This is a genomic window from Kitasatospora sp. NPDC127067, from assembly GCF_042724755.1.
Classification (GTDB): domain Bacteria; phylum Actinomycetota; class Actinomycetes; order Streptomycetales; family Streptomycetaceae; genus Kitasatospora; species Kitasatospora lactacystinica.
This window is the reverse complement of record NZ_JBHXEM010000153.1, coordinates 1-18,746: the sequence shown is the minus strand read 5'-3', so window position 1 is coordinate 18,746 and position 18,746 is coordinate 1. Positions and strand designations below refer to the sequence as shown.

At 72.7% G+C, this 18,746-nt stretch carries 17 protein-coding genes; 13 read left to right on the top strand and 4 right to left on the bottom strand.

Translation table 11 applies throughout. The features are described 5' to 3' along the window. Window positions 1-137 precede the first annotated feature (137 nt). Together ACFWJ4_RS36370 and ACFWJ4_RS36365 are read right to left on the bottom strand one after the other, a co-directional pair. Window positions 138-806, bottom strand: coding sequence for a biliverdin-producing heme oxygenase (locus tag ACFWJ4_RS36370; RefSeq protein ID WP_359909383.1), 669 nt, complete (start codon window positions 804-806; stop codon window positions 138-140). A gap of 230 nt (window positions 807-1,036) precedes the next feature. Then, on the bottom strand, window positions 1,037-1,528 hold the full coding sequence (locus tag ACFWJ4_RS36365; RefSeq protein ID WP_188300447.1) for an inorganic diphosphatase: 492 nt from the start codon (window positions 1,526-1,528) through the stop codon (window positions 1,037-1,039). A 76-nt stretch (window positions 1,529-1,604) separates the two neighbouring features. Here ACFWJ4_RS36365 and dacB point away from each other — a divergent pair, with 76 nt between their 5' ends. From dacB to folE, 6 genes are all read left to right on the top strand, one after another. Then, the gene (gene dacB / locus ACFWJ4_RS36360; RefSeq protein WP_380552244.1) at window positions 1,605-3,230 is read left to right on the top strand and encodes a D-alanyl-D-alanine carboxypeptidase/D-alanyl-D-alanine-endopeptidase; all 1,626 of its coding nucleotides are present in this window, start codon (window positions 1,605-1,607) and stop codon (window positions 3,228-3,230) included. Window positions 3,231-3,338: 108 nt separating this feature from the next. Then, complete coding sequence (locus ACFWJ4_RS36355) at window positions 3,339-4,511, top strand: zinc-dependent metalloprotease (protein ID WP_380552241.1); 1,173 nt, start codon at window positions 3,339-3,341, stop codon at window positions 4,509-4,511. 283 nt (window positions 4,512-4,794) lie between these two features. Further along, window positions 4,795-5,922 carry a tRNA lysidine(34) synthetase TilS gene (tilS, locus tag ACFWJ4_RS36350; protein WP_380552238.1) on the top strand — a complete coding sequence of 376 codons (1,128 nt, stop codon included), beginning with the start codon at window positions 4,795-4,797 and terminating at the stop codon, window positions 5,920-5,922. Between the two features lie 71 nt (window positions 5,923-5,993). Continuing rightward, window positions 5,994-6,548 (top strand): hypoxanthine phosphoribosyltransferase, encoded by a 555-nt coding sequence (gene hpt / locus ACFWJ4_RS36345; RefSeq protein WP_280685463.1) that lies wholly within the window; start codon window positions 5,994-5,996, stop codon window positions 6,546-6,548. A 226-nt stretch (window positions 6,549-6,774) separates the two neighbouring features. Further along, a complete protein-coding gene (gene ftsH / locus ACFWJ4_RS36340; RefSeq protein ID WP_380552235.1) occupies window positions 6,775-8,829 on the top strand; it encodes an ATP-dependent zinc metalloprotease FtsH in 2,055 nt (684 codons plus the stop codon). A gap of 106 nt (window positions 8,830-8,935) precedes the next feature. Continuing rightward, complete coding sequence (gene folE / locus ACFWJ4_RS36335) at window positions 8,936-9,541, top strand: GTP cyclohydrolase I FolE (RefSeq protein ID WP_359909368.1); 606 nt, start codon at window positions 8,936-8,938, stop codon at window positions 9,539-9,541. 25 nt (window positions 9,542-9,566) lie between these two features. Here folE and ACFWJ4_RS36330 read toward each other — a convergent pair whose 3' ends face one another. Both ACFWJ4_RS36330 and ACFWJ4_RS36325 read right to left on the bottom strand, forming a co-directional pair. Next, window positions 9,567-10,355 (bottom strand): ferritin-like domain-containing protein, encoded by a 789-nt coding sequence (locus ACFWJ4_RS36330; protein WP_380552232.1) that lies wholly within the window; start codon window positions 10,353-10,355, stop codon window positions 9,567-9,569. A 160-nt stretch (window positions 10,356-10,515) separates the two neighbouring features. Further along, window positions 10,516-11,694 carry an alpha/beta hydrolase gene (locus ACFWJ4_RS36325; RefSeq protein ID WP_380552229.1) on the bottom strand — a complete coding sequence of 393 codons (1,179 nt, stop codon included), beginning with the start codon at window positions 11,692-11,694 and terminating at the stop codon, window positions 10,516-10,518. 352 nt (window positions 11,695-12,046) lie between these two features. Here ACFWJ4_RS36325 and ACFWJ4_RS36320 point away from each other — a divergent pair, with 352 nt between their 5' ends. From ACFWJ4_RS36320 to ACFWJ4_RS36290, 7 genes are all read left to right on the top strand, one after another. Beyond that, a complete protein-coding gene (locus ACFWJ4_RS36320; RefSeq protein WP_380552226.1) occupies window positions 12,047-13,888 on the top strand; it encodes a phosphatidylglycerol lysyltransferase domain-containing protein in 1,842 nt (613 codons plus the stop codon). Between the two features lie 84 nt (window positions 13,889-13,972). Continuing rightward, the gene (gene folP, locus ACFWJ4_RS36315) at window positions 13,973-14,854 is read left to right on the top strand and encodes a dihydropteroate synthase (RefSeq protein WP_380552223.1); all 882 of its coding nucleotides are present in this window, start codon (window positions 13,973-13,975) and stop codon (window positions 14,852-14,854) included. Between the two features lie 28 nt (window positions 14,855-14,882). Beyond that, complete coding sequence (locus ACFWJ4_RS36310) at window positions 14,883-15,362, top strand: nuclear transport factor 2 family protein (protein WP_359909353.1); 480 nt, start codon at window positions 14,883-14,885, stop codon at window positions 15,360-15,362. Between the two features lie 246 nt (window positions 15,363-15,608). Then, window positions 15,609-15,968: a dihydroneopterin aldolase gene (gene folB, locus ACFWJ4_RS36305; RefSeq protein ID WP_359909425.1), complete on the top strand. Its 360-nt coding sequence runs from the start codon at window positions 15,609-15,611 to the stop codon at window positions 15,966-15,968. 120 nt (window positions 15,969-16,088) lie between these two features. After that, complete coding sequence (folK, locus tag ACFWJ4_RS36300; protein ID WP_380552220.1) at window positions 16,089-16,688, top strand: 2-amino-4-hydroxy-6-hydroxymethyldihydropteridine diphosphokinase; 600 nt, start codon at window positions 16,089-16,091, stop codon at window positions 16,686-16,688. Between the two features lie 207 nt (window positions 16,689-16,895). Then, window positions 16,896-17,384 carry a DUF3180 domain-containing protein gene (locus tag ACFWJ4_RS36295; protein WP_360353700.1) on the top strand — a complete coding sequence of 163 codons (489 nt, stop codon included), beginning with the start codon at window positions 16,896-16,898 and terminating at the stop codon, window positions 17,382-17,384. 144 nt (window positions 17,385-17,528) lie between these two features. Next, window positions 17,529-18,689 carry a hypothetical protein gene (locus tag ACFWJ4_RS36290; protein WP_380552217.1) on the top strand — a complete coding sequence of 387 codons (1,161 nt, stop codon included), beginning with the start codon at window positions 17,529-17,531 and terminating at the stop codon, window positions 18,687-18,689. Window positions 18,690-18,746 lie beyond the last annotated feature (57 nt).

Sequence of the window (18,746 nt, the reverse complement as noted above, 5' to 3'; positions counted from 1 at the left end):
AGTTTCCGTCGTCCCCGCCCGGTCCGGTCCTTGCGGATCTCGAAGTCCATCGCACCCCTTGAACTGGGGTGTTGCAACGATCCCTAGAACCCAAGACCGCTCGCCGGGGCCGTCCCTCGAAAACCAGGGGGAAACGTTTATGCACTCAGCGGGTAACGCGCATCCAGGTCGCGGAAGACCGCCCCGTTGAGCACGAAGGCCCGCTTGCACTCCTCGACCACCCGGCGCCGCTCGACCTCGTCCATCGCCTCTCCGGCCGCGTCCAGCTTGGCCCGGTACTCGCGCTTGAAGGCCGCCGGGTTGTCGACCTCCTCGAAGACGTAGAACCGCACGCCGTCGCCCTTGCGCTCGAAGCCCCAGGTCTTCTCGGCCACGCCCCGGATGATCTGGCCGCCCGACAGGTCGCCCAGGTAGCGGGTGTAGTGGTGCGCGAGGTACCCGGCCGGCCACGCGGCGGCCAGCTCCTCCACCCGGGCGACGTACGCGGCGGTGGCCGGCAGCGGTGCCAGGCCGTCCCGCCAGTCGGGCCCGCGCAGGTGCGCCAGGTCGCGCTCGACGGCGGCGGTGCGCAGCAGGGCCCGGTCGATGAAGGGGCCCGCCAGCGGGTGCCGCGCGAGCTGCTCCGCCCGCTCCTCCAGGGCCCGGTAGACGAACCAGAGCTGGCCGGTGAGGTCGGCGTACGCCTCGATCCCGAGTCGGCCTCCCAGCAGCCGGCTCATGAACGTGGACTGCTCGGCGGCCTCGTGCTCCTCGCTGCTGGCGGTGCGGAGCACGGTGGAGAACGGGGCGGGCGCGGGCGTGGGCATGCGGCCTCCAGGGTTCGGGGTCGGCCGTTCGGGTCGGCCGTTCGGGGTCGGACCGAATGTTTTGGTTAGCCTAACCTAACTTCACATCATGCCGACAGGGTGTCGGCAAACCGTCCCGTCCCCGGGAACGACAGAGGCCGGGGCCCGCGGAAGAAATCCGCGAACCCCGGCCCCGGGCTGTCCCGACCTGCCTCGAACCGCTCTCGATCGAATGAGATCGGAACGACGGCTCAGTGGCCGCCCTGCTCCGCCAGACGCTTGATCGAAGCGGTGACCTCGGCCTCGGCCTCGGCGCGGCCGACCCAGTCGGCGCCCTCGACGGACTTGCCGGGCTCCAGGTCCTTGTAGACCTCGAAGAAGTGCTGGATCTCCAGGCGGTCGAACTCCGACACGTGGTGGATGTCGCGCAGGTGCTCCCAGCGCGGGTCGGTCGCCGGGACGCAGAGCAGCTTGTCGTCGCCGCCGGCCTCGTCGGTCATGTGGAACATGCCGATGGCGCGGCACTTGATCAGGCAGCCCGGGAAGGTCGGCTCGTCCAGGATGACCAGGGCGTCCAGCGGGTCGCCGTCCTCGCCGAGCGTGCCCTCGACGTAGCCGTAGTCGGCCGGGTAGCGGGTCGAGGTGAAGAGCATCCGGTCGAGCCGCAGACGGCCGGTCTCGTGGTCGACCTCGTACTTGTTACGAGAGCCCTTCGGGATTTCGATAAGGACGTCGAACTCCAACGGTTCCTCCAAGGTAGGGACTGACAGAATCCAAGTGTCTCCTACGGGAGCGAGTGCTCGGGAAAGGGGCCGGTCGGTGGGAGCAGGGGGAGGGGCGGCGCGCCGTCGCGGGGGGACGGCCGCGGGGCTGTTCGGAGCGGCGCTGCTGGTCGTCGGTACGGTCCTGACCTCGGGTGGTGCGTACGCGCAGCCGTCCCCGCCGCCGGGTGGGCACAGTGCCGGGCATGGCGAGGACGAGGACCACGACGGGCAGGGCGGCCGCGACGGGAGGAAGGGCGACCACGGGAAGGGCGGTGCCGGACCCCGGTCGAACGACGGTCCGGGTGCCGAGCCCACCCGTCGGGCCGCGCCGCCCGTCGCCTCCGCGCCCGCCGCCGGCGGCAGCGACGCGCCCGGCGCACGCCCGGCGCCCGCGCCGGGCGCCGTCCTGGCCGCCGTGGACGGCGACACGGGCGCCGCCGTCCCCACCGCGCAGGGCCTCCAGCAGGCGCTCGCCGCCGCTCTCGCCGACAAGAGCCTCGGCGAGGTCACCTTCGCCGTCGCGGACGCCGGCACCGGCCAACTCCTGTACGGCTCCGGGGAGAACACCCCGGCCACCCCCGCCTCCACCACCAAGCTGGCCACCGCGATCGCGGCCCTGTCCCTCATCCCGGGGGACGCCCGGCTGCACACCCGGGTGGTCCGGGGCGCGGACCCGGGCACGATCACCCTGGTCGGCGGCGGCGATCCGACGCTCACCGCACTGCCCGCCGACCAGGTGCAGATCGGCGGGCAGCCGGCCGACGCCGACACCGCCCCCGCCTCGCTGGACCTGCTCGCCCGGCAGACCGCCGACACCCTCAAGAGCCTCGGCACCACGACGGTCCGGCTGGACTACGACCTGTCGCTGTACGCGGGCAGCCCGCAGCACCGGAACCACGACGGGCAGAACATCGCCCTGGTGGTCCCGTTGATGGTGGACGAGGGCAGGGTGGACCCGAAGAGCCGGGAGGACGCGCCGGACCGGGTCGCCGACCCGGCGGCCGCGGCCGCCGAGACCTTCGCCGCCCTGCTCAGGGCCCGCGGCATCACCGTGACGGGCAAGGCCGCCCCCGCCGCGGCGCCCGCCCCCGCCCCGACCGCCTCCGGTCAGGCCCCGCTCGGCGACGTCTTCTCGCCGACGGTCGCCCGGCTGGTGGAGCGCCTGCTGACCACCTCGGACAACCAGCTCGCCGAGGCGATGGCCCGTCAGGTCGCCGTCGCCGCCCACCAGCCGGCGAGCTTCGAGGGCGCCGCGGCGGCCGTCACCCAGGAGCTCACCCGGCTCGGGGTGCCGATGGGCGGCGTGGTCCTCAACGACGGCAGCGGCCTGCACCCGGGCAACGCGATCCCGCCCGCCGTCCTGACCCGGCTCCTCGCGCTGGCCGCCTCCGAGCAGCACCCCACCCTGCGCCCGGTGCTCACCGGCCTCCCGGTCGCCGGCTTCACCGGCACCCTCAACAAGCGCTACGGCTCCGGGTCCGGCGCCGCCGACGCGGCCGGTCTGATCCGCGCCAAGACCGGCACCCTCAACGGCGTCAACACCCTCGCGGGCACCGTCGTCGACGCCGACGGCCGCCTCCTCGCCTTCGCCGTCATGACCCGCACCACCGCCCCCGCCGACACCGCCCGTGCCGCCATGGACCGGGTCGCCGGCCGCCTCGGCGGCTGCGGCTGCCACTGACCCGGCCCCGCCCGTCCCGTCGCGCCGGCCGTGCCGATCGGCCGTCGGGGGAGAGGTCTTGGCGGCGGGTGGCTGCCGTCGGTGGTGGGGAGCACGTACGGTGAGGGCATGACGAGCGCGAGTGGCGGTGCTGACATGGTCGACTGGAACCTCGCGGTCGCAACCGCGACCAGGTTGGTGCGGCCGGGGCCGGAAGTGAGCCGGGAGGAAGCGGCGGCGGTGGTCGCCGAGCTCCGCCGGCACGCCCTGGAGGCGGAGGAGCACGTGCGGGCGTTCACCGGCATGCGTTCGTCCAGCCTGTCCCGGGCCGCGGCGACGCCGGTGCTGGTGGTGGACCGACCCGGCTGGATCCGGGCCAACGTGGCGGGTTTCCGCACGGTCGTCCAGCCGCTGGTGGAGAAGCTCCAGGCGCGTCGGGCGAACAGCGCGACGGCCGGGGTGTTCGGCGCGGTGGGCGAGAAGGCCACCGGGATCGAGGTCGGGGCGCTGCTGGCGTTCCTGTCCACCAAGGTGCTGGGCCAGTACGAGACCTTCGCCCCGGCGGAGCCCCCGCTGGAGGCGCCGGACAGCCCGGCGGCGCTGTTCGACAAGCCGCGGCTGGGGCCGGACGGCCCCGGGCCGGGCCGGCTGCTGCTGGTGGCGCCGAACATCGTGCACGTCGAGCGGGAGCTGGACGTCGACCCGTCCGACTTCCGGCTCTGGGTCTGTCTGCACGAGGAGACGCACCGGACGCAGTTCACCGCGGTGCCGTGGCTGCGCGACCACATCCAGTCCGAGGTGCAGTCCTTCCTCTCCGAGACGGACGTCGACCCGGGCGCCCTGCTGGAGCGGCTGCGGGGCGCGGCCGGTTCGTTCGGCGGCCTGCCGGGCGGCGGCAACCGGGAGAGCGCCTCCTCCGGGAACCTGCTGGAGATCGTCCAGTCGCCCGCGCAGCGCGAGATCCTCGGCCGGCTGACGGCCGTGATGTCGCTGCTGGAGGGCCACGCGGACGTGGTGATGGACGGCGTCGGCCCGGCCGTGGTGCCGTCGGTCGCCGAGATCCGGGAGAAGTTCCAGCAGCGCCGGGACCGCGGCGCCAACCGGCTCGACCTGCTGCTGCGCCGGCTGCTCGGCATGGACGCGAAGCTGCGCCAGTACCAGGACGGCGCGGTGTTCGTGCGCGGTGTGGTGGAGCAGGTCGGCATGGAGGGGTTCAACCGGGTGTGGACCTCCCCGAACACCCTGCCGACCAAGGACGAGATCCACGATCCGGCCGCCTGGGTGGCCCGGGTGGCCCGCTGAGCGGGTGCTCCTGACGCGGGCGCGCCGTGAGCCGGGCGGCAAGCGGCGCGCGTCGGTCAAACCCGCTCGTACGAGTGGTCCAATCGGCCAGACGACGGGTGAAGAAGCGTTTCTTCATTCACCCGTACGTGGGACGGTGGTCGTACCGGTGGCGCGGGTGGCGTAGCGGGTCGCTCCTTTCTGCCACCATCTGTGAGCGCCCGGTAACAGGGCGCTCATGCGGTGCGCGGTCCCCGCCGCGTCCGCCGCGAGTCCTGTCCCCTCCGACGAGGAGTCTTCCGCCGTGGGCCCTCACCCCGCTGTCGCCGCGATACGCCTGGCCGTTCGCCGTACGCTCACCGACCTCGCCGCCGAGGCCGGTACCACCTTCACCGCGCCCGTGCGCGAGCCCCGCGAGCGCCCGGCCGGGGCGCCGCTGGTGGGCGCCGCGGTCGGCACCACCCTGATCGGCAACGCCGCGCGCCACCCCTCCGGACTGCCCCGCACCCCGGCGGCGCCCGGTTCACCGCTGATCCTGGTCGCGGTCAGCGGCGGCGCGGACTCGATGGCGCTGGCCATCGCCGCCGCCTTCGAGGCCCCCAAGATCGGCCTGCGGGTCGGCGCCGTCACCGTCGACCACGGGCTCCAGGCCGGCTCCGCCGAGCGCGCCGCCCAGGTGGCCGACCGGCTGCGCACGCTCGGCCTCGACCCGGTGGAGGCCGTCCTGGTGCGGGTCGGCCGCGCCGGGGGCCCGGAGGCCGCCGCCCGGGACGCCCGCTACGCCGCCCTGGACGCGGCCGCCGACCGCCACGGAGCGATCGCGGTGCTGCTCGGTCACACCCGGGACGACCAGGCCGAGACCGTGCTGCTGGGCCTGGCCCGCGGCTCCGGCGCCCGTTCGCTGGCCGGGATGCCCGCCCACAAGGGCCGCTACCGCCGCCCGCTGCTGGAGCTGGACCGGGCCGCCACCCGGCAGGCCTGCGCCGCCCAGTCGATCCCGGTCTGGGACGACCCGCACAACTGTGATCCCGCCTACACCCGCTCAAGGGTCCGCCACGAGGTGCTGCCGGTCCTGGAGAAGCACCTGGGCGGTGGCGTGGTCGAGGCGCTGGCCCGGACCGCCCGGCTGTTCCGCGACGACGCCGACGCCCTCGACCAGTGGGCCTCTTTGGCCGAACGCGACCTCCGTACGGGCGACGGCGCCCTGGACGCCGTGAAACTGGCCGAACTGCCGCCCGCGGTGCGCCGCCGGGTGCTGCGCCGGGCCGCGCTGCGGGCGGGCTGTCCGGCCGGGGACCTGTTCGCCCGGCACCTGGAGACGATCGACCTGCTGGTCACCGGATGGCGCGGACAGGGCCCGCTGCACCTACCCGGGGGAGTCGAGGCCACCCGCAGGTGTGGCACGCTGGTCTTTCGGCGGCAGGGCGACTGACGGGCGAGGCATGCCCCGGGGGAGCCGACCGCCGGCCACACAGACCCCGAACGTTTGAGGACGTATCCCCGGTGGACCAGAACGACATGGGCGCTGACCTCGCGAAGGTGCTCATCAGCAAGGACGAGATCGACGCCAAGCTCCTTGAGCTGGCCGAGCGCATCGACCGGGACTACGCAGGGAAGGACCTGCTGATCGTCGGCGTCCTCAAGGGGGCCGTGATGGTCATGGCCGACCTGGCCCGGACCCTGCACTCGCAGGTCACCATGGACTGGATGGCCGTCTCCTCGTACGGCATGGGCACCAAGTCCTCCGGCGTGGTGCGGATCCTGAAGGACCTGGACACCGACATCGCCGGCCGTGACGTCCTGATCGTCGAGGACATCATCGACTCCGGTCTGACGCTGTCCTGGCTGCTGGGCAACCTGGGTTCGCGCGGTCCGGCCTCGCTGGAGGTCTGCACCCTGCTCCGCAAGCCGGACGCGGCCAAGGTCGAGATCGACGTGAAGTACGTCGGTTTCGACATCCCCAACGAGTTCGTGGTCGGCTACGGCCTGGACTACGCGGAGAAGCTGCGCAACCTCCCCTTCATCGGCACCCTCGCGCCGCACGTCTACGGCGGCTGAGGTCCCCGTTCGGGCGACGGGCGGGAACAGTGGGCCGTTCCCGCCCGTTGCACCCGGGAGACAGAGAACCAAAGCCGTGTCGCCGTGCTCCCGCCATGGGTGGGTCGGACTGCGGTACGGTCCAATAAACCGCTCTTCACATGAGCATCAATTCGGACGCGCCGCGGTCAACAGTCCTCGGCGCCGTTGAGTGGCAGGAGGGACGGGGCGGCAACGCCCCGCATGGATGGACGTCAAGCGATACTTCCGTGCGCCGATCATGTGGATCGTGCTGGCCGTCCTCGCCGTCATCGTACTGATGCAGGTCGTTTCGGACTCGAACGGCTACAAGACGGTGGACACCGGTCAGGTCGTCGCGGCGATCGACGCGCACAACGTCAAGTCGGCGCAGATCACCACCGGTGACTCGAACACGATCAAGATCCAGCTGAAGGACGGCGCCACGCTGCCCAGCGCCGGTACGGGCAAGGCCCCGTCCGGCACCAAGTTCCAGGCCTCGTACATCGGCGACCAGGGCGTCGCCATCGCCGACAAGCTGCAGGCGCAGGTCAACGACAAGGACCAGAGCACGCTCGCCGAGGGCTACACGATCAGCCCCGAGAAGCAGAGCACATTCGTCAGCCTGCTGCTGTCGATGCTCCCGATCGTGATCATCGTCCTGGTCTTCCTGTTCCTGATGAACCAGATGCAGGGCGGCGGCTCCCGGGTCATGCAGTTCGGCAAGTCCAAGGCCAAGCTGCTCACCAAGGACACCCCGAAGACCACCTTCGCCGACGTCGCCGGCGCGGACGAGGCGGTCGAGGAGCTCCACGAGATCAAGGAGTTCCTCCAGGAGCCGGCCAAGTTCCAGGCCGTCGGCGCCAAGATCCCCAAGGGCGTGCTGCTCTACGGCCCGCCCGGTACCGGCAAGACCCTGCTGGCGCGCGCCGTCGCGGGCGAGGCCGGGGTGCCGTTCTACTCCATCTCCGGCTCGGACTTCGTCGAGATGTTCGTCGGCGTCGGCGCCAGCCGCGTCCGCGACCTCTTCGAGCAGGCCAAGGCGAACGCCCCGGCGATCGTCTTCGTCGACGAGATCGACGCCGTCGGCCGGCACCGCGGCGCGGGCCTCGGCGGCGGCCACGACGAGCGCGAGCAGACCCTCAACCAGCTGCTGGTCGAGATGGACGGCTTCGACGTCAAGGGCGGCGTGATCCTGATCGCCGCGACCAACCGCCCCGACATCCTGGACCCGGCGCTGCTGCGCCCGGGCCGCTTCGACCGCCAGATCGCGGTGGAGCGCCCCGACCTCCAGGGCCGGCTGGACATCCTCAAGGTGCACCAGAAGGGCAAGCCGATCGCGCCCGACGTCGACCTGTCGGCCGTCGCCAAGCGCACCCCCGGCTTCACCGGTGCCGACCTGTCGAACGTCCTCAACGAGGCGGCGCTGCTGACCGCCCGTTCGGACAAGAAGCTGATCGACAACGGCATCCTGGACGAGGCGATCGACCGCGTCGTGGCCGGTCCGCAGAAGCGCACGCGGATCATGTCCGACAAGGAGAAGAAGATCACCGCGTACCACGAGGGCGGCCACGCCCTGGTCGCGGCGGCCTGCCAGTACAGCGACCCGGTGCACAAGATCACCATCCTGTCCCGCGGCCGGGCCCTCGGCTACACCATGGTGCTGCCGGAGGAGGACAAGTACTCCACCACCCGCAACGAGATGCTCGACCAGCTCGCCTACATGATGGGCGGTCGCGCGGCGGAGGAGCTGGTCTTCCACGACCCGACCACGGGCGCCTCGAACGACATCGAGAAGGCCACCGCGACGGCCCGGGCCATGGTCACCCAGTACGGCATGACCGAGCGCCTGGGTGCGATCAAGTTCGGCAACGACAACTCGGAGCCGTTCCTGGGCCGTGAGATGGGCCACCAGCGCGACTACTCGGAAGAGGTCGCCGGGCTGGTCGACGAGGAGGTCAAGAAGCTCATCGACACGGCGCACAACGAGGCCTGGGAGATCCTGGTCGAGAACCGCGACGTGCTCGACAACCTGGTCCTGGAGCTCTTGGAGAAGGAGACCCTGAACAAGGAGCAGATCGCCGAGGTCTTCGCCCCGATCGTCAAGCGCCCGGCCCGGCCGGCCTGGACGGGTTCCTCCCGTCGCACGCCGTCCACCCGGCCGCCGGTGCAGTCCCCGAAGGAGCTGGCGCTCACCAACGGCGCCGCCTCCGTCGAGAGCGCTCCGGTGGACGTCGTGAAGCTCCCGCCGCTGCCGACGGCCGAGCCGCCGACCGAGGGCTGACCCCCGCTCCGCAGGGAATGGATGCCGCGTCACCAGGGTTTGTACCCTGGAGGCGCGGCATCCGTGCTGTTCAGCCAGAGTCTTCCGATACATAAGCGAGGCCCGCATGATCGACCCGGTGACGTTCGACGGTCCGCCCGCCGTCGGTACCTTCGACCAGAAGCGGGCCGAGGACGCCATCCGCGAGCTGCTGCTCGCCGTCGGGGAGGACCCGGACCGCGAGGGTCTGCGGGAGACCCCGGCCCGGGTCGCGCGGGCCTACAAGGAGATATTCGCGGGCCTGTGGCAGGAGCCCGAGGACGTCCTCACCACCACCTTCGACCTCGGCCACGACGAGATGGTGCTGGTCAAGGACATCGAGCTGACCTCGGTCTGCGAGCACCACCTGGTGCCGTTCCGCGGCGTGGCCCACGTCGGGTACATCCCGTCCACCAGCGGCAAGATCACCGGGTTGTCCAAGCTCGCCCGGCTGGTCGACGTCTACGCCCGCCGGCCGCAGGTGCAGGAGCGGCTGACCAGCCAGGTGGCCGACGCGCTGATGCGGATCCTGGAGCCGCGCGGGGCGATCGTCGTGGTCGAGTGCGAGCACATGTGCATGTCGATGCGCGGCATCCGCAAGCCCGGCGCCAAGACCATCACCTCCTGCGTGCGCGGCCAGCTGCGCGACCCGGCAACCCGGGCCGAGGCGATGAGCCTCATCATCGGCCGGTAGGGGCCGGCGGCCGGCCGGGCGGTGCTCAGAGCACCTCGTGCTCCGCGTGCGGCGGGGCCGGGGTGCCCAGCGGGTTGCGGCGCTCCGGCATCCGCAGCGTGACCATCCGGCGCCAGCCGTAGGCGCGGTCGTACAGGTAGAGCGCCCGCACCCCGAGGGTGACCAGGGCGAGCTGCCAGCGCGGCCAGCGCAGGATCCGGGCCATCCGGGAGGTGACGGCGAGGCCGACGTCCCGGTGGGTGCGGATCTCGCCGCGGGCGCTGGTCTCCAGGGCGTGCCGGATGTACGGGCCGTGGCCCTCGGAGACCAGCCGCAGCAGCTCCTCGTGGCAGTAGGCGAGGTGGTTGTCCTCGTCGGCGGAGATCATCCGCATCGCCCGGCCGAGGTCGGGGTTGTCCTGGTACACCTTCACCAGCCGGCGCATCTGCTCGGCGGCGCGCTGTTCGGTGACCCGGCTGTGCACGAGGTAGGTGATGATCTCGCGGTCGGTCAGCGGGACGTCGCTGTTCAGCCGCTCGTGCGAGAGGCCGACGCCCTGGCGCTCCAGCAGCATGCAGTAGTCGGCCTCGTCCGGCACCGGCACCTTGGGCAGGCCGCGCTTGTGCAGCAGCTGGGTGAAGATCCGGCCGTGCTTGCGCTCGTCGGCACCGTGCCGGGCCACCTTCGGGGCGAGGACCGGGTCCCGGGTGAGCGTGGTGATCCGCTCGTTCTCCCAGCCGCCCTGGTCCTCGCCGTCGGCCGCGATGCTGCAGAACAGCTGGTACGCCTGGTCGTTCCGGTAGATCTCGTCGAAGAGCGAGCGGGTGCTCAGCACGGTGCCTCCTGCGCGGGTCCGGGGCGGTGCCCGGCGGTGGCCGACGGGCGGTCGCGATACGTTCCCCCCGGGCCGCCGGCCGTCCGGGCCGACCGGCGGGTAATCACTTATCTGTCCTAGCCGGGGCCTGGCCGGGGCCTGGTCGCGGCCGGGCCGGGGCCTAGCCCAGGTGCGAGCCCAGCCATTCGAGGGTGGCCGGGAGCTCCCTGGTCCAGCTGTCGAAGTTGTGCCCGCCGTCGTCCAGGTAGAGCGAGTCGATCGTGAACTGCGGGTTGGCCGCCGCGGCCCGGGTGGCCTGGTCGACGAACTGGACGGTCTGGGGGTAGTCGCCCTCGGTGCGGGTGGAGACGGCCAGCAGGTTGAGCGCCGGGACGGGCAGGTTCTGCAGCCGCCAGCCGAGGTCGTGCTGCTGGGTCAGCGCCTTGTCGCCGTTGAAGAGGTCCCCGCCGGTGTAGTTGTCCTGGCGCACGGTGAAGTCGCCGTGCAGGCTCGCCGCGTTGCCGTAGACGTTCGGGAAGCGCATCGCCAGGCGCAGCGCGCAGCTGCCGCCGGTGGAGTAGCCGAGGGTGCCCCAGGAGCCGGCCGTGCGGCCGACCCGGTAGCTGCTGCGGATGGCCTCGGGCACGTCCTTGACGAACCAGGTCTCGGTGCGCGGCCCGCCGGGGACGTCCACGCACTCGGTGTCCCGGGACGGGACGACGGCCGGGCGGGCCATCACCAGGACGGTCGGCGGCATCCTGCCGGAGCGCTGCAGGTCGATCGCGGTCTGGGCGAACGGGAGCTCGTGCAGCAGGTTCAGCGTGGTGCCCGGGTAGCCGGCGATGGCCAGCAGGACGGGGAAGCGGACCAGGGCGAGCTTCTGGTCGAAGTACGCGGGCGGCAGGTAGACGAACATCTGGTCGGAGAAGCCGGTCTCCTTGCCGCTGACCCGGACCGACTCGATCCTGCCGACCTCCTCGGGCGGGCCCTTCGGCAGGTTGGTGATGGTCTCCAGGCCGCCCTCGGTGGTGGGCTGGACCAGCGCGTCGGAGACCGGGGTGCCGCCCTTGTGGTTCGCGCTGCCGGTCAGCGCGAGCTTGGCGCCGCCCGGACTGAGCAGGTCGTCCCAGGAGGTGTAGAACCCGAAGGAGTTGTTCACCGACAGCGCGAGCACGGCCAGGACCGAGGCCTGAACGACCGTCAGCAGTCCGATCCGGCCGAGCACCGGCAGCGGCCGCTGGGGCGCCAGCCGCGGCCAGACCCACAGGGTCGCGACGACTGCCGCGACGCCGAGTGCGAGCAACGAGTTCACCAGCGCGTCGCTGGTCAGTTCCATGCCGTCGGCCTTCCGGTGGGACACGGGCGGTGCAGGCTTCATGGTCTGGCGGTCCGTCAGGCCGGGCCACCGCGGCTAGGCCGTCCGGACGCCCGGCGGGCTGGGAAGGGCGGGGGAACCGCAGGCAACCGGCGCCCTAGAATGCGGCGTCCACCGTACGTAACGCGTCCCGGAGGGTCCTGCCGCGCCACGCTGCGGCAGGCCCCCGGCTCCCACCGCCGGCTCAACCCGCAGCGCGACCACGGACCCGGTTTACCGATAGTTTCCGGGTCCTTGGTATGCGCATTGCCTGATGAAGGAATAGGCATGAAGGTCCATCACGCGTCCTCCTCCGGAGTGACAGGACACCGCACCGCAGCCTCTACGCTGAGCTTCCATGAGCGTTCCCGTGTCCGTTGAGCCGAGCCCCGAGCAGCCGCCGCGCCGTCGCCGCGGCCTGCAGACGCTGCGCAACCAGGCGTCCGCCGTCCCGAGGGCCTGGCTCCCCGGAGCGGTCGGCTACGCCTGTCTGCTGATCGGGCTCGTGGACATCGCCAGCGCGGTGTTTCCCAAGCTCCGGCACACCAAGGTGCACACCTTCGCGGGGCAGCTGCCGGGCGGCACCACCAGCCTGGCGGCGGTCGGCGCGCTGATGGTCGGCATCCTGCTGGTGCCGCTGGCGCACGCGCTGCGCCGCCGCAAGCGGCGGGCCTGGCGGGCGGTCTGCGTGCTGCTGCCGGTCAGCGCCGGACTGCACATCGTGCGCTGGCACCAGATCGGCCCGGCGGTCGTCTCGCTGGTGCTCCTCGTCGTGATGCTGGTGCACCAGCGCGAGTTCTACGCCAAGGCCGACCCGCGCACCCGCTGGCGGGCACTGGTCAACCTGGTCGTCATGGGCGTCCTCAGCGTGCTGCTCGGCCTGCTGATCGTGAGCACCCGGACCAAGTACGAGATCGGCCACCCCGGCCTGGCCGAGCGCCTGCAGCACGTCGGGTACGGGCTGTTCGGCTTCGAGGGCCCGGTCCGGTACAACAACGTCCGGATGTCCGACCTGGTCGCCTACCTGCTCGGCGGGCTCGGCCTGCTGACCGCCTTCACCACCGCCTACCTGGCGCTGCGCCCGGGCAAGCCGAAGCCCGAGCTGACCGCGGAGGACGAGGAGAAGGTCCGCGAGCTGCTCGGGCGGCACGGCGAGCGGGACTCGCTCGGCTACTTCGCGCTGCGCCGCGACAAGAGCGTGCTGTTCTCGCCCACCGGCAAGGCCGCGATCTCCTACCGGGTGGTCTCCGGCGTGATGCTGGCCTCCGGCGACCCGGTCGGCGACGTCGAGGCCTGGCCCGGCGCGATCAAGGTGTTCATGGCCGAGGCCCGCGAGCACGCCTGGGTGCCGGCCGTGATGGGGTGCAGCGAGGTCGGCGGCGAGGTCTGGACCCGCGAGGCGGGCCTGGACGCGCTGGAGCTGGGCGACGAGGCGATCGTGGACACCGCCTCCTTCTCGCTCTCCGGCCGGGCCATGCGCAACGTGCGCCAGATGGTCAAGCGGATCGAGCGCAACGGCTACTCCTGCCAGGTGCGCCGGGTCTCCGAGCTCACCGCGGAGGAGAAGTACCGGATCGCCGACGCCGCCGCCCGCTGGCGCGGCACCGACACCGAGCGCGGCTTCTCGATGGCCCTCGGCCGCTTCGGCGACCCGCTGGACGACGACTGCGTGGTGGTCACCGCCCACAAGGCCCCGGAGGAGGGCGAGGAGGGCGACGACCTGAAGGCCGTGCTGCACTTCGTGCCCTGGGGGCCGGACGGCATCTCGCTGGAGCTGATGCGCCGCGACCGCGCCGCCGACCCGGGCCTGAACGAGCTGCTGATCGTCGCCGCGCTGCAGGCGGTGCCCGCGATGGGCGTGCGCCGGGTGTCGCTCAACTTCGCGATGTTCCGCTCGGCGCTCGCCCGCGGCGAGCGGATCGGCGCCGGCCCGGTGCTGCGCGCCTGGCGCGGGCTGCTGGTCTTCCTGTCGCGCTGGTTCCAGATCGAGTCGCTGTACAAGTTCAACGCCAAGTTCCAGCCCGAGTGGGAGCCGCGCTTCCTGGTCTTCCCGAGCACCCGGGACCTGCCGCGGATCGGCTTCGCCGCGATGCAGGCGGAGGCCTTCATCACGCTCGGCATGCCGCGCTTCGGCCGCCGGCGCCAGCGCGAGGGGCTGATGCCGGTCCCGTCGACCCGTGAGGTCACCGAGGCCGCCTGAGACCCGTCACCGCCCTCCGGGGCCGGCCCGCCGACACGGAACGGGGCCCCCGCCGAGCATCCTCGGCGGGGGCTCCGTTCGATAATGGGAAGCATGAACGATTCGCCGTCCTTCTCCCTGCCGGCCGGTCTGCCGCGGCTGGAGCGCTGCGCCGTGATGGGCGTGGTCAACGTCACGCCCGACTCCTTCTCGGACGGCGGGATGTGGCACGACCCCGCCAAGGCGATCGCGCACGGCCTCGCGCTGCGGGCCCGCGGCGCGGACCTGGTGGACGTCGGCGGCGAGTCCACCCGGCCGGGCTCGCAGCGGGTGTCCGAGGAGGAGGAGCTGCGCCGGGTGCTCCCGGTGGTGCGCGAGCTCTCCGACGCCGGGGTGATGGTCTCCGTGGACACCATGCGCGCCACGGTCGCCGAGCGCGCCGTCGAGGCCGGCGCCGCGATCGTCAACGACGTCTCCGGCGGCCTCGCCGACCCGGCGATGGCCCGGGTGGCCGCCGAGACCGGCGCGCCCTTCGTGGTGATGCACTGGCGCGGGCAGTCCGCCGACATGTACGCGACGGCGGTCTACGACGACGTGGTGCGGGACGTGGTCGCCGAGCTGACCGACCGGGTGGAAGCGCTGCTGGCGGCCGGGGTCAAGGAGGACCAGCTGATCCTCGACCCGGGGCTCGGCTTCGCCAAGACCGCCGAGCACAACTGGGCGCTGCTCGGCCGGCTGGACGAGCTCACCGCGCTCGGCCGTCCCGTGCTCGTGGCGGCTTCGCGCAAGCGGTTCCTGGGTACGCTGCTCGCCGACCCGGCAACCGGGGAACTGCGCCCGGCCCGGGAGCGCGACGACGCGACGGCCGCGGTGTCGGTGCTGTCCGCCCGGGCCGGAGCCTGGGCGGTGCGGGTGCACGACGTGTCCGGCACGGCGGACGCCGTCCGGGTGGTCGCGGCCTGGCAGCACGCGGCGCGGTTGGGGTGAGGGAGGGTCTGTGACAGGTGACGGCAGGTTGAGCGGCGGCACGGCCGGGCGGGCGCGCGAGGCGGACCTGGAGGCCGTGCTCGCGGCGAACAGGGGGCTCTACGAGGCGCTGGAACGGGGGGACCTGGAAGCGGTCGAGGAGGCCTGGCTGGGAGCCGCCGACGCCGACGACAAGGGCGGCGTGGTGTGCGTGCACCCGGGCTGGCCGGTGCTCCGCGGCCGGGCGCAGGTGACCAGGTCGTACATGCTGATCATGATGAACACGGAGTACATCCAGTTCTTCCTGACCGATGTCGAGGCCGAGGTGCACGGTGATGTGGCCCTTGTCACGTGCACCGAGAACATCCTGTCCGGCGGCGAGTCGGAGGAGGAGGGGGAGCTCGGACCGCTGGTCGGCGGAAAGGTCGTGTCGACGAATCTGTTCCGCCGTACCCCGGCCGGGTGGAAGCTCTGGTCGCATCACGGTTCACCCGTTCTGACCAGCGGGGACGACGACGAGGAGAGCTGATTCCGGCGGCCGCGGAAATGCCGTGCCGAAAAGTCGCCGGGAATTTCCGAGTGGTCACCGAACGTTCACGTCAATCGCCATATCGGAGCGAGTGGCGTCGGTTCGTGCCGGGTAGGACGGTCAGGCGTTGTCCGTGCTCGCGGGTAGATTCGAAACGGAGTGGCGGGCGTGCTGCCCGCCTTCGCCCTGCCCGTCCGTGCCTTTCGCCGGGTGGGGCCCGTCCGACTGGGAGCAGTGATTCGTTTGCTGGACCGCGTCACCCTGCGGGGGCTGCGAGCCCGGGGCCACCACGGCGTCTTCGAGCGTGAGCGCGTCGAGGGGCAGACCTTCGTGGTCGACCTGGTGCTGTACCTGGACACCCGCCCCGCCGCGGCCGGAGACGACCTCACCCGCACCGCGCACTACGGGCTGGTGGCGGAGGAGGTCACCGCGATCATCTCCGGGGAGCCGGTCGACCTGATCGAGACGCTGGCCCAGCGCATCGCCGACCAGTGCCTCAAGCACGAAGCGGTCGAGGAGGTCGAGGTCACCGTGCACAAGCCGGACGCCCCGATCACCGTGCCGTTCGACGACGTGACCGTGACCATCCACCGGGGCCGCGCATGACCCCCACCGCGCGCCCGGTATCCGATGTAGAGGACGTTTTCCGATGAGCGAGCGTAGCGAGCGAATGATCAAGAGGCGCGCGTGGGCGAATGCCTCTGCCGAGCGAAGCGAGGCGGGCGCATGAGCACCAGTGACCGGACCGCTACGCCGAACGCGTTCGACCTGGAGGACCGGGTGGACTCCGTCGACACCACGCTGCACAGCCAGCGCTGCGCGGTCGTCGCGCTCGGCAGCAACCTGGGCAACCGGCTGGACACCCTCCAGGGCGCCGTCGACGCGCTCGCCGACACCCCGGGGCTGAGGATCAAGGCCGTCTCCGCGGTGTACGAGACGGAGGCCGTCGGCGGGCCGGAGGAGCAGCCGAACTACTACAACGCGGTCGTGGTGCTGCGCACCTCGCTGCCCCCGCGGGACCTGCTGGAGCGCGGCAACGCCATCGAGGACGCCTTCGGGCGGGTGCGGACCGTCCACTGGGGCCCGCGCACCCTGGACGTCGACATCCTGGCCTACGAGGGCGTGCTGAGCGACGACCCGCAGCTGCTGCTGCCGCACCCGCGCTCGCACGAGCGGGCCTTCGTGCTCGCTCCCTGGCTGGACGCCCAGCCGGAGGCCGAGGTGCCCGGGCACGGGCGGGTGGACGCGCTGCTGACCGCGTTGGGCGGCCCGGACGCGCAGGGTGTGAAGCGCCGCGAGGACATCCGGCTGACGCTGCCGGAGTAGGTCCGGGGCCGGGCTCGGAGGGCCGACACCCGGGCCCGCGGCCGGGCCGTCGCCCGGGGAACTCGACCGGGGGCCCGGCCGTACGAGTAGGTGTCCGTCGTTCGCGCGGGTGTCCGCCCGGCCGGGCCCGGTACGGTGGCTTGGCGTCGCCGCGCCGGGCCACCGGGTGGGCGGCCGGTTCTGGTACCCGGGAAGGACCTCCTCCGAGTGAAGCTGCTTCGCCTCCGCCTGCTGATCGGCATCACCGCCGCCACGACGGCGCTGTCCTGGGCCGGCTCCAAGCTGTGGGCCTCCGTGGACACGCTGCCGGCCGTGCCCGCCGCGGCGCCGGTGGTGCTGGCGGCGGTGGCGGTGATCCTGCTGGCGACCGCGCTGTCGCTGCGGGCCCGGCTGAAGGCGGTGCGCGAGCGGCAGCCCGGGGCGAAGGGGGTCGACCCGCTGCTGGCGGCCCGGGCGGTGGTGCTGGGGCAGGCCAGCGCGCTGGTCTCGGCGGTGGTCACCGGCGTCTACGCGGGGGCCGGGATCTACCTGCTGGGCGAGCTGGACGTGTCGGCCCGCAAGGACCAGGCCGTGACGGCCGGGCTCGCGGTGCTGGCGGGAGCCGCGGTGATAGCGGCGGCGCTCTGGATCCAGCACGTGTGCAAGTTGCCGGAGAACCACGACGACCCGGGCGGTCAGGCGGCCTCGCACCGCTGAGGCGTCGCTGAGGTGTCGCTGAGCAGCCCTTCCTCGTGATCTTGGGTGAGAATCCGGGCACGTGCGGTAAGAACCGAACCCTGTCAAGGGCGGAAGGGGACCCTGGGCTGACACGGCCCCAATTCGCACGCTAGTTTCTTGGACATGTCTCGCGGACGCCACCGTCATTCCTCCGTCCTCGGCCGGGCCTTCCCCCCCACCGCCACCGGCGTACTGCTGGTCGCCGCACTGGCCGCGCTGCTTTTCAGTCAGGACACCATCCTGGTGCGCTCGGTGGGCGTCGCGGCGGTGATCGCGACGCTCGGCTTCGCGCTGCTGCTGCGCCAGCGGGACAAGGCGGCCCGGGCGGCCGCCGAGATGTCCGCGGCCCAGCGGATGCGCGCCGAGGAGCGGTTCGAGGAGCAGTTGGCCGAGGCCGAGTACGCGGCGGAGGTCGCCGAGGAGCGGGCCACCCGGTTCGGGCGGCGGCTGACGGCGGAGAAGTCGCGGCTGGCGAAGGCCGAGACCGAGATCGCCCGGCTGCTGCGCGAGCGGGCCGTGACCGTCGCCGAGCAGGCGCTCAAGGAGGCCGAGGCGGCCCAGCGGGCGCTCGCCGCGAGCCGTCCGAAGCACCCGGCCAGCCCGGCCGCGTACGTGCGGGCGGCGTCGGTGCTGCGGCACCTGGAGCGCCGCGCGGCGGAGCAGGAGGCGCAGCGGGCGCGTACGGCGGGTGCGGAGGTCGCCCTGCGGGCGCGTGCGGCGGAGCCGGCGGTCGGCACGGCCGCCCCGGCCGCCCCGGCGGTCGCGGTGCCCGCATCGGTGGCCGTGCCGGCTCCGGTGGCGCCCTCGGTGCCCACTCCGGGGCAGGCCCCGGTCGCCCAGTCGACGGTGCGTCCGGAGCCGGTGCGCCCCGAGCCGGTGCGCCCCGAGCCGGTGCGTCCGGCGCTGACCGCGACGGTCGGTCAGCTCGGCGGGACTCCGGCCGTGCCCGCCGCGGCGCCCGCGCCGGGGGAGCGGCAGCGGCCGCGGCCGGCGCAGTCCGGGCAGGCGCGCGGGCAGGGCTTCAGCTTCTTCGGCCGCGGCTCGGCCGTTCCGGCGCGCCCGGCGGCCCCGGCGCCGGCGGTGGGCAGCGTCGCCGAGCTGGGGGAGCGCGCCGACCTGGCGGACGTGGTGGGCGACGAGGCGGTGGCCGCGAAGGCCGAGGCCGAGGCCCGGGCGGCGGAGCCGGCCGAGCGGCCCGAACAGGGCGAGCCGACCGTGGTGGACCTGACGCCGGAGGACGAGACCGAGCTGATCGAGCTGCCGGAGCTGCGCGCCTCGCGCTGAGGCGGCCGGGCCCCGGAAAACGAGAACCGCGGCGCGGGAAGTCGGACGGACCGACTT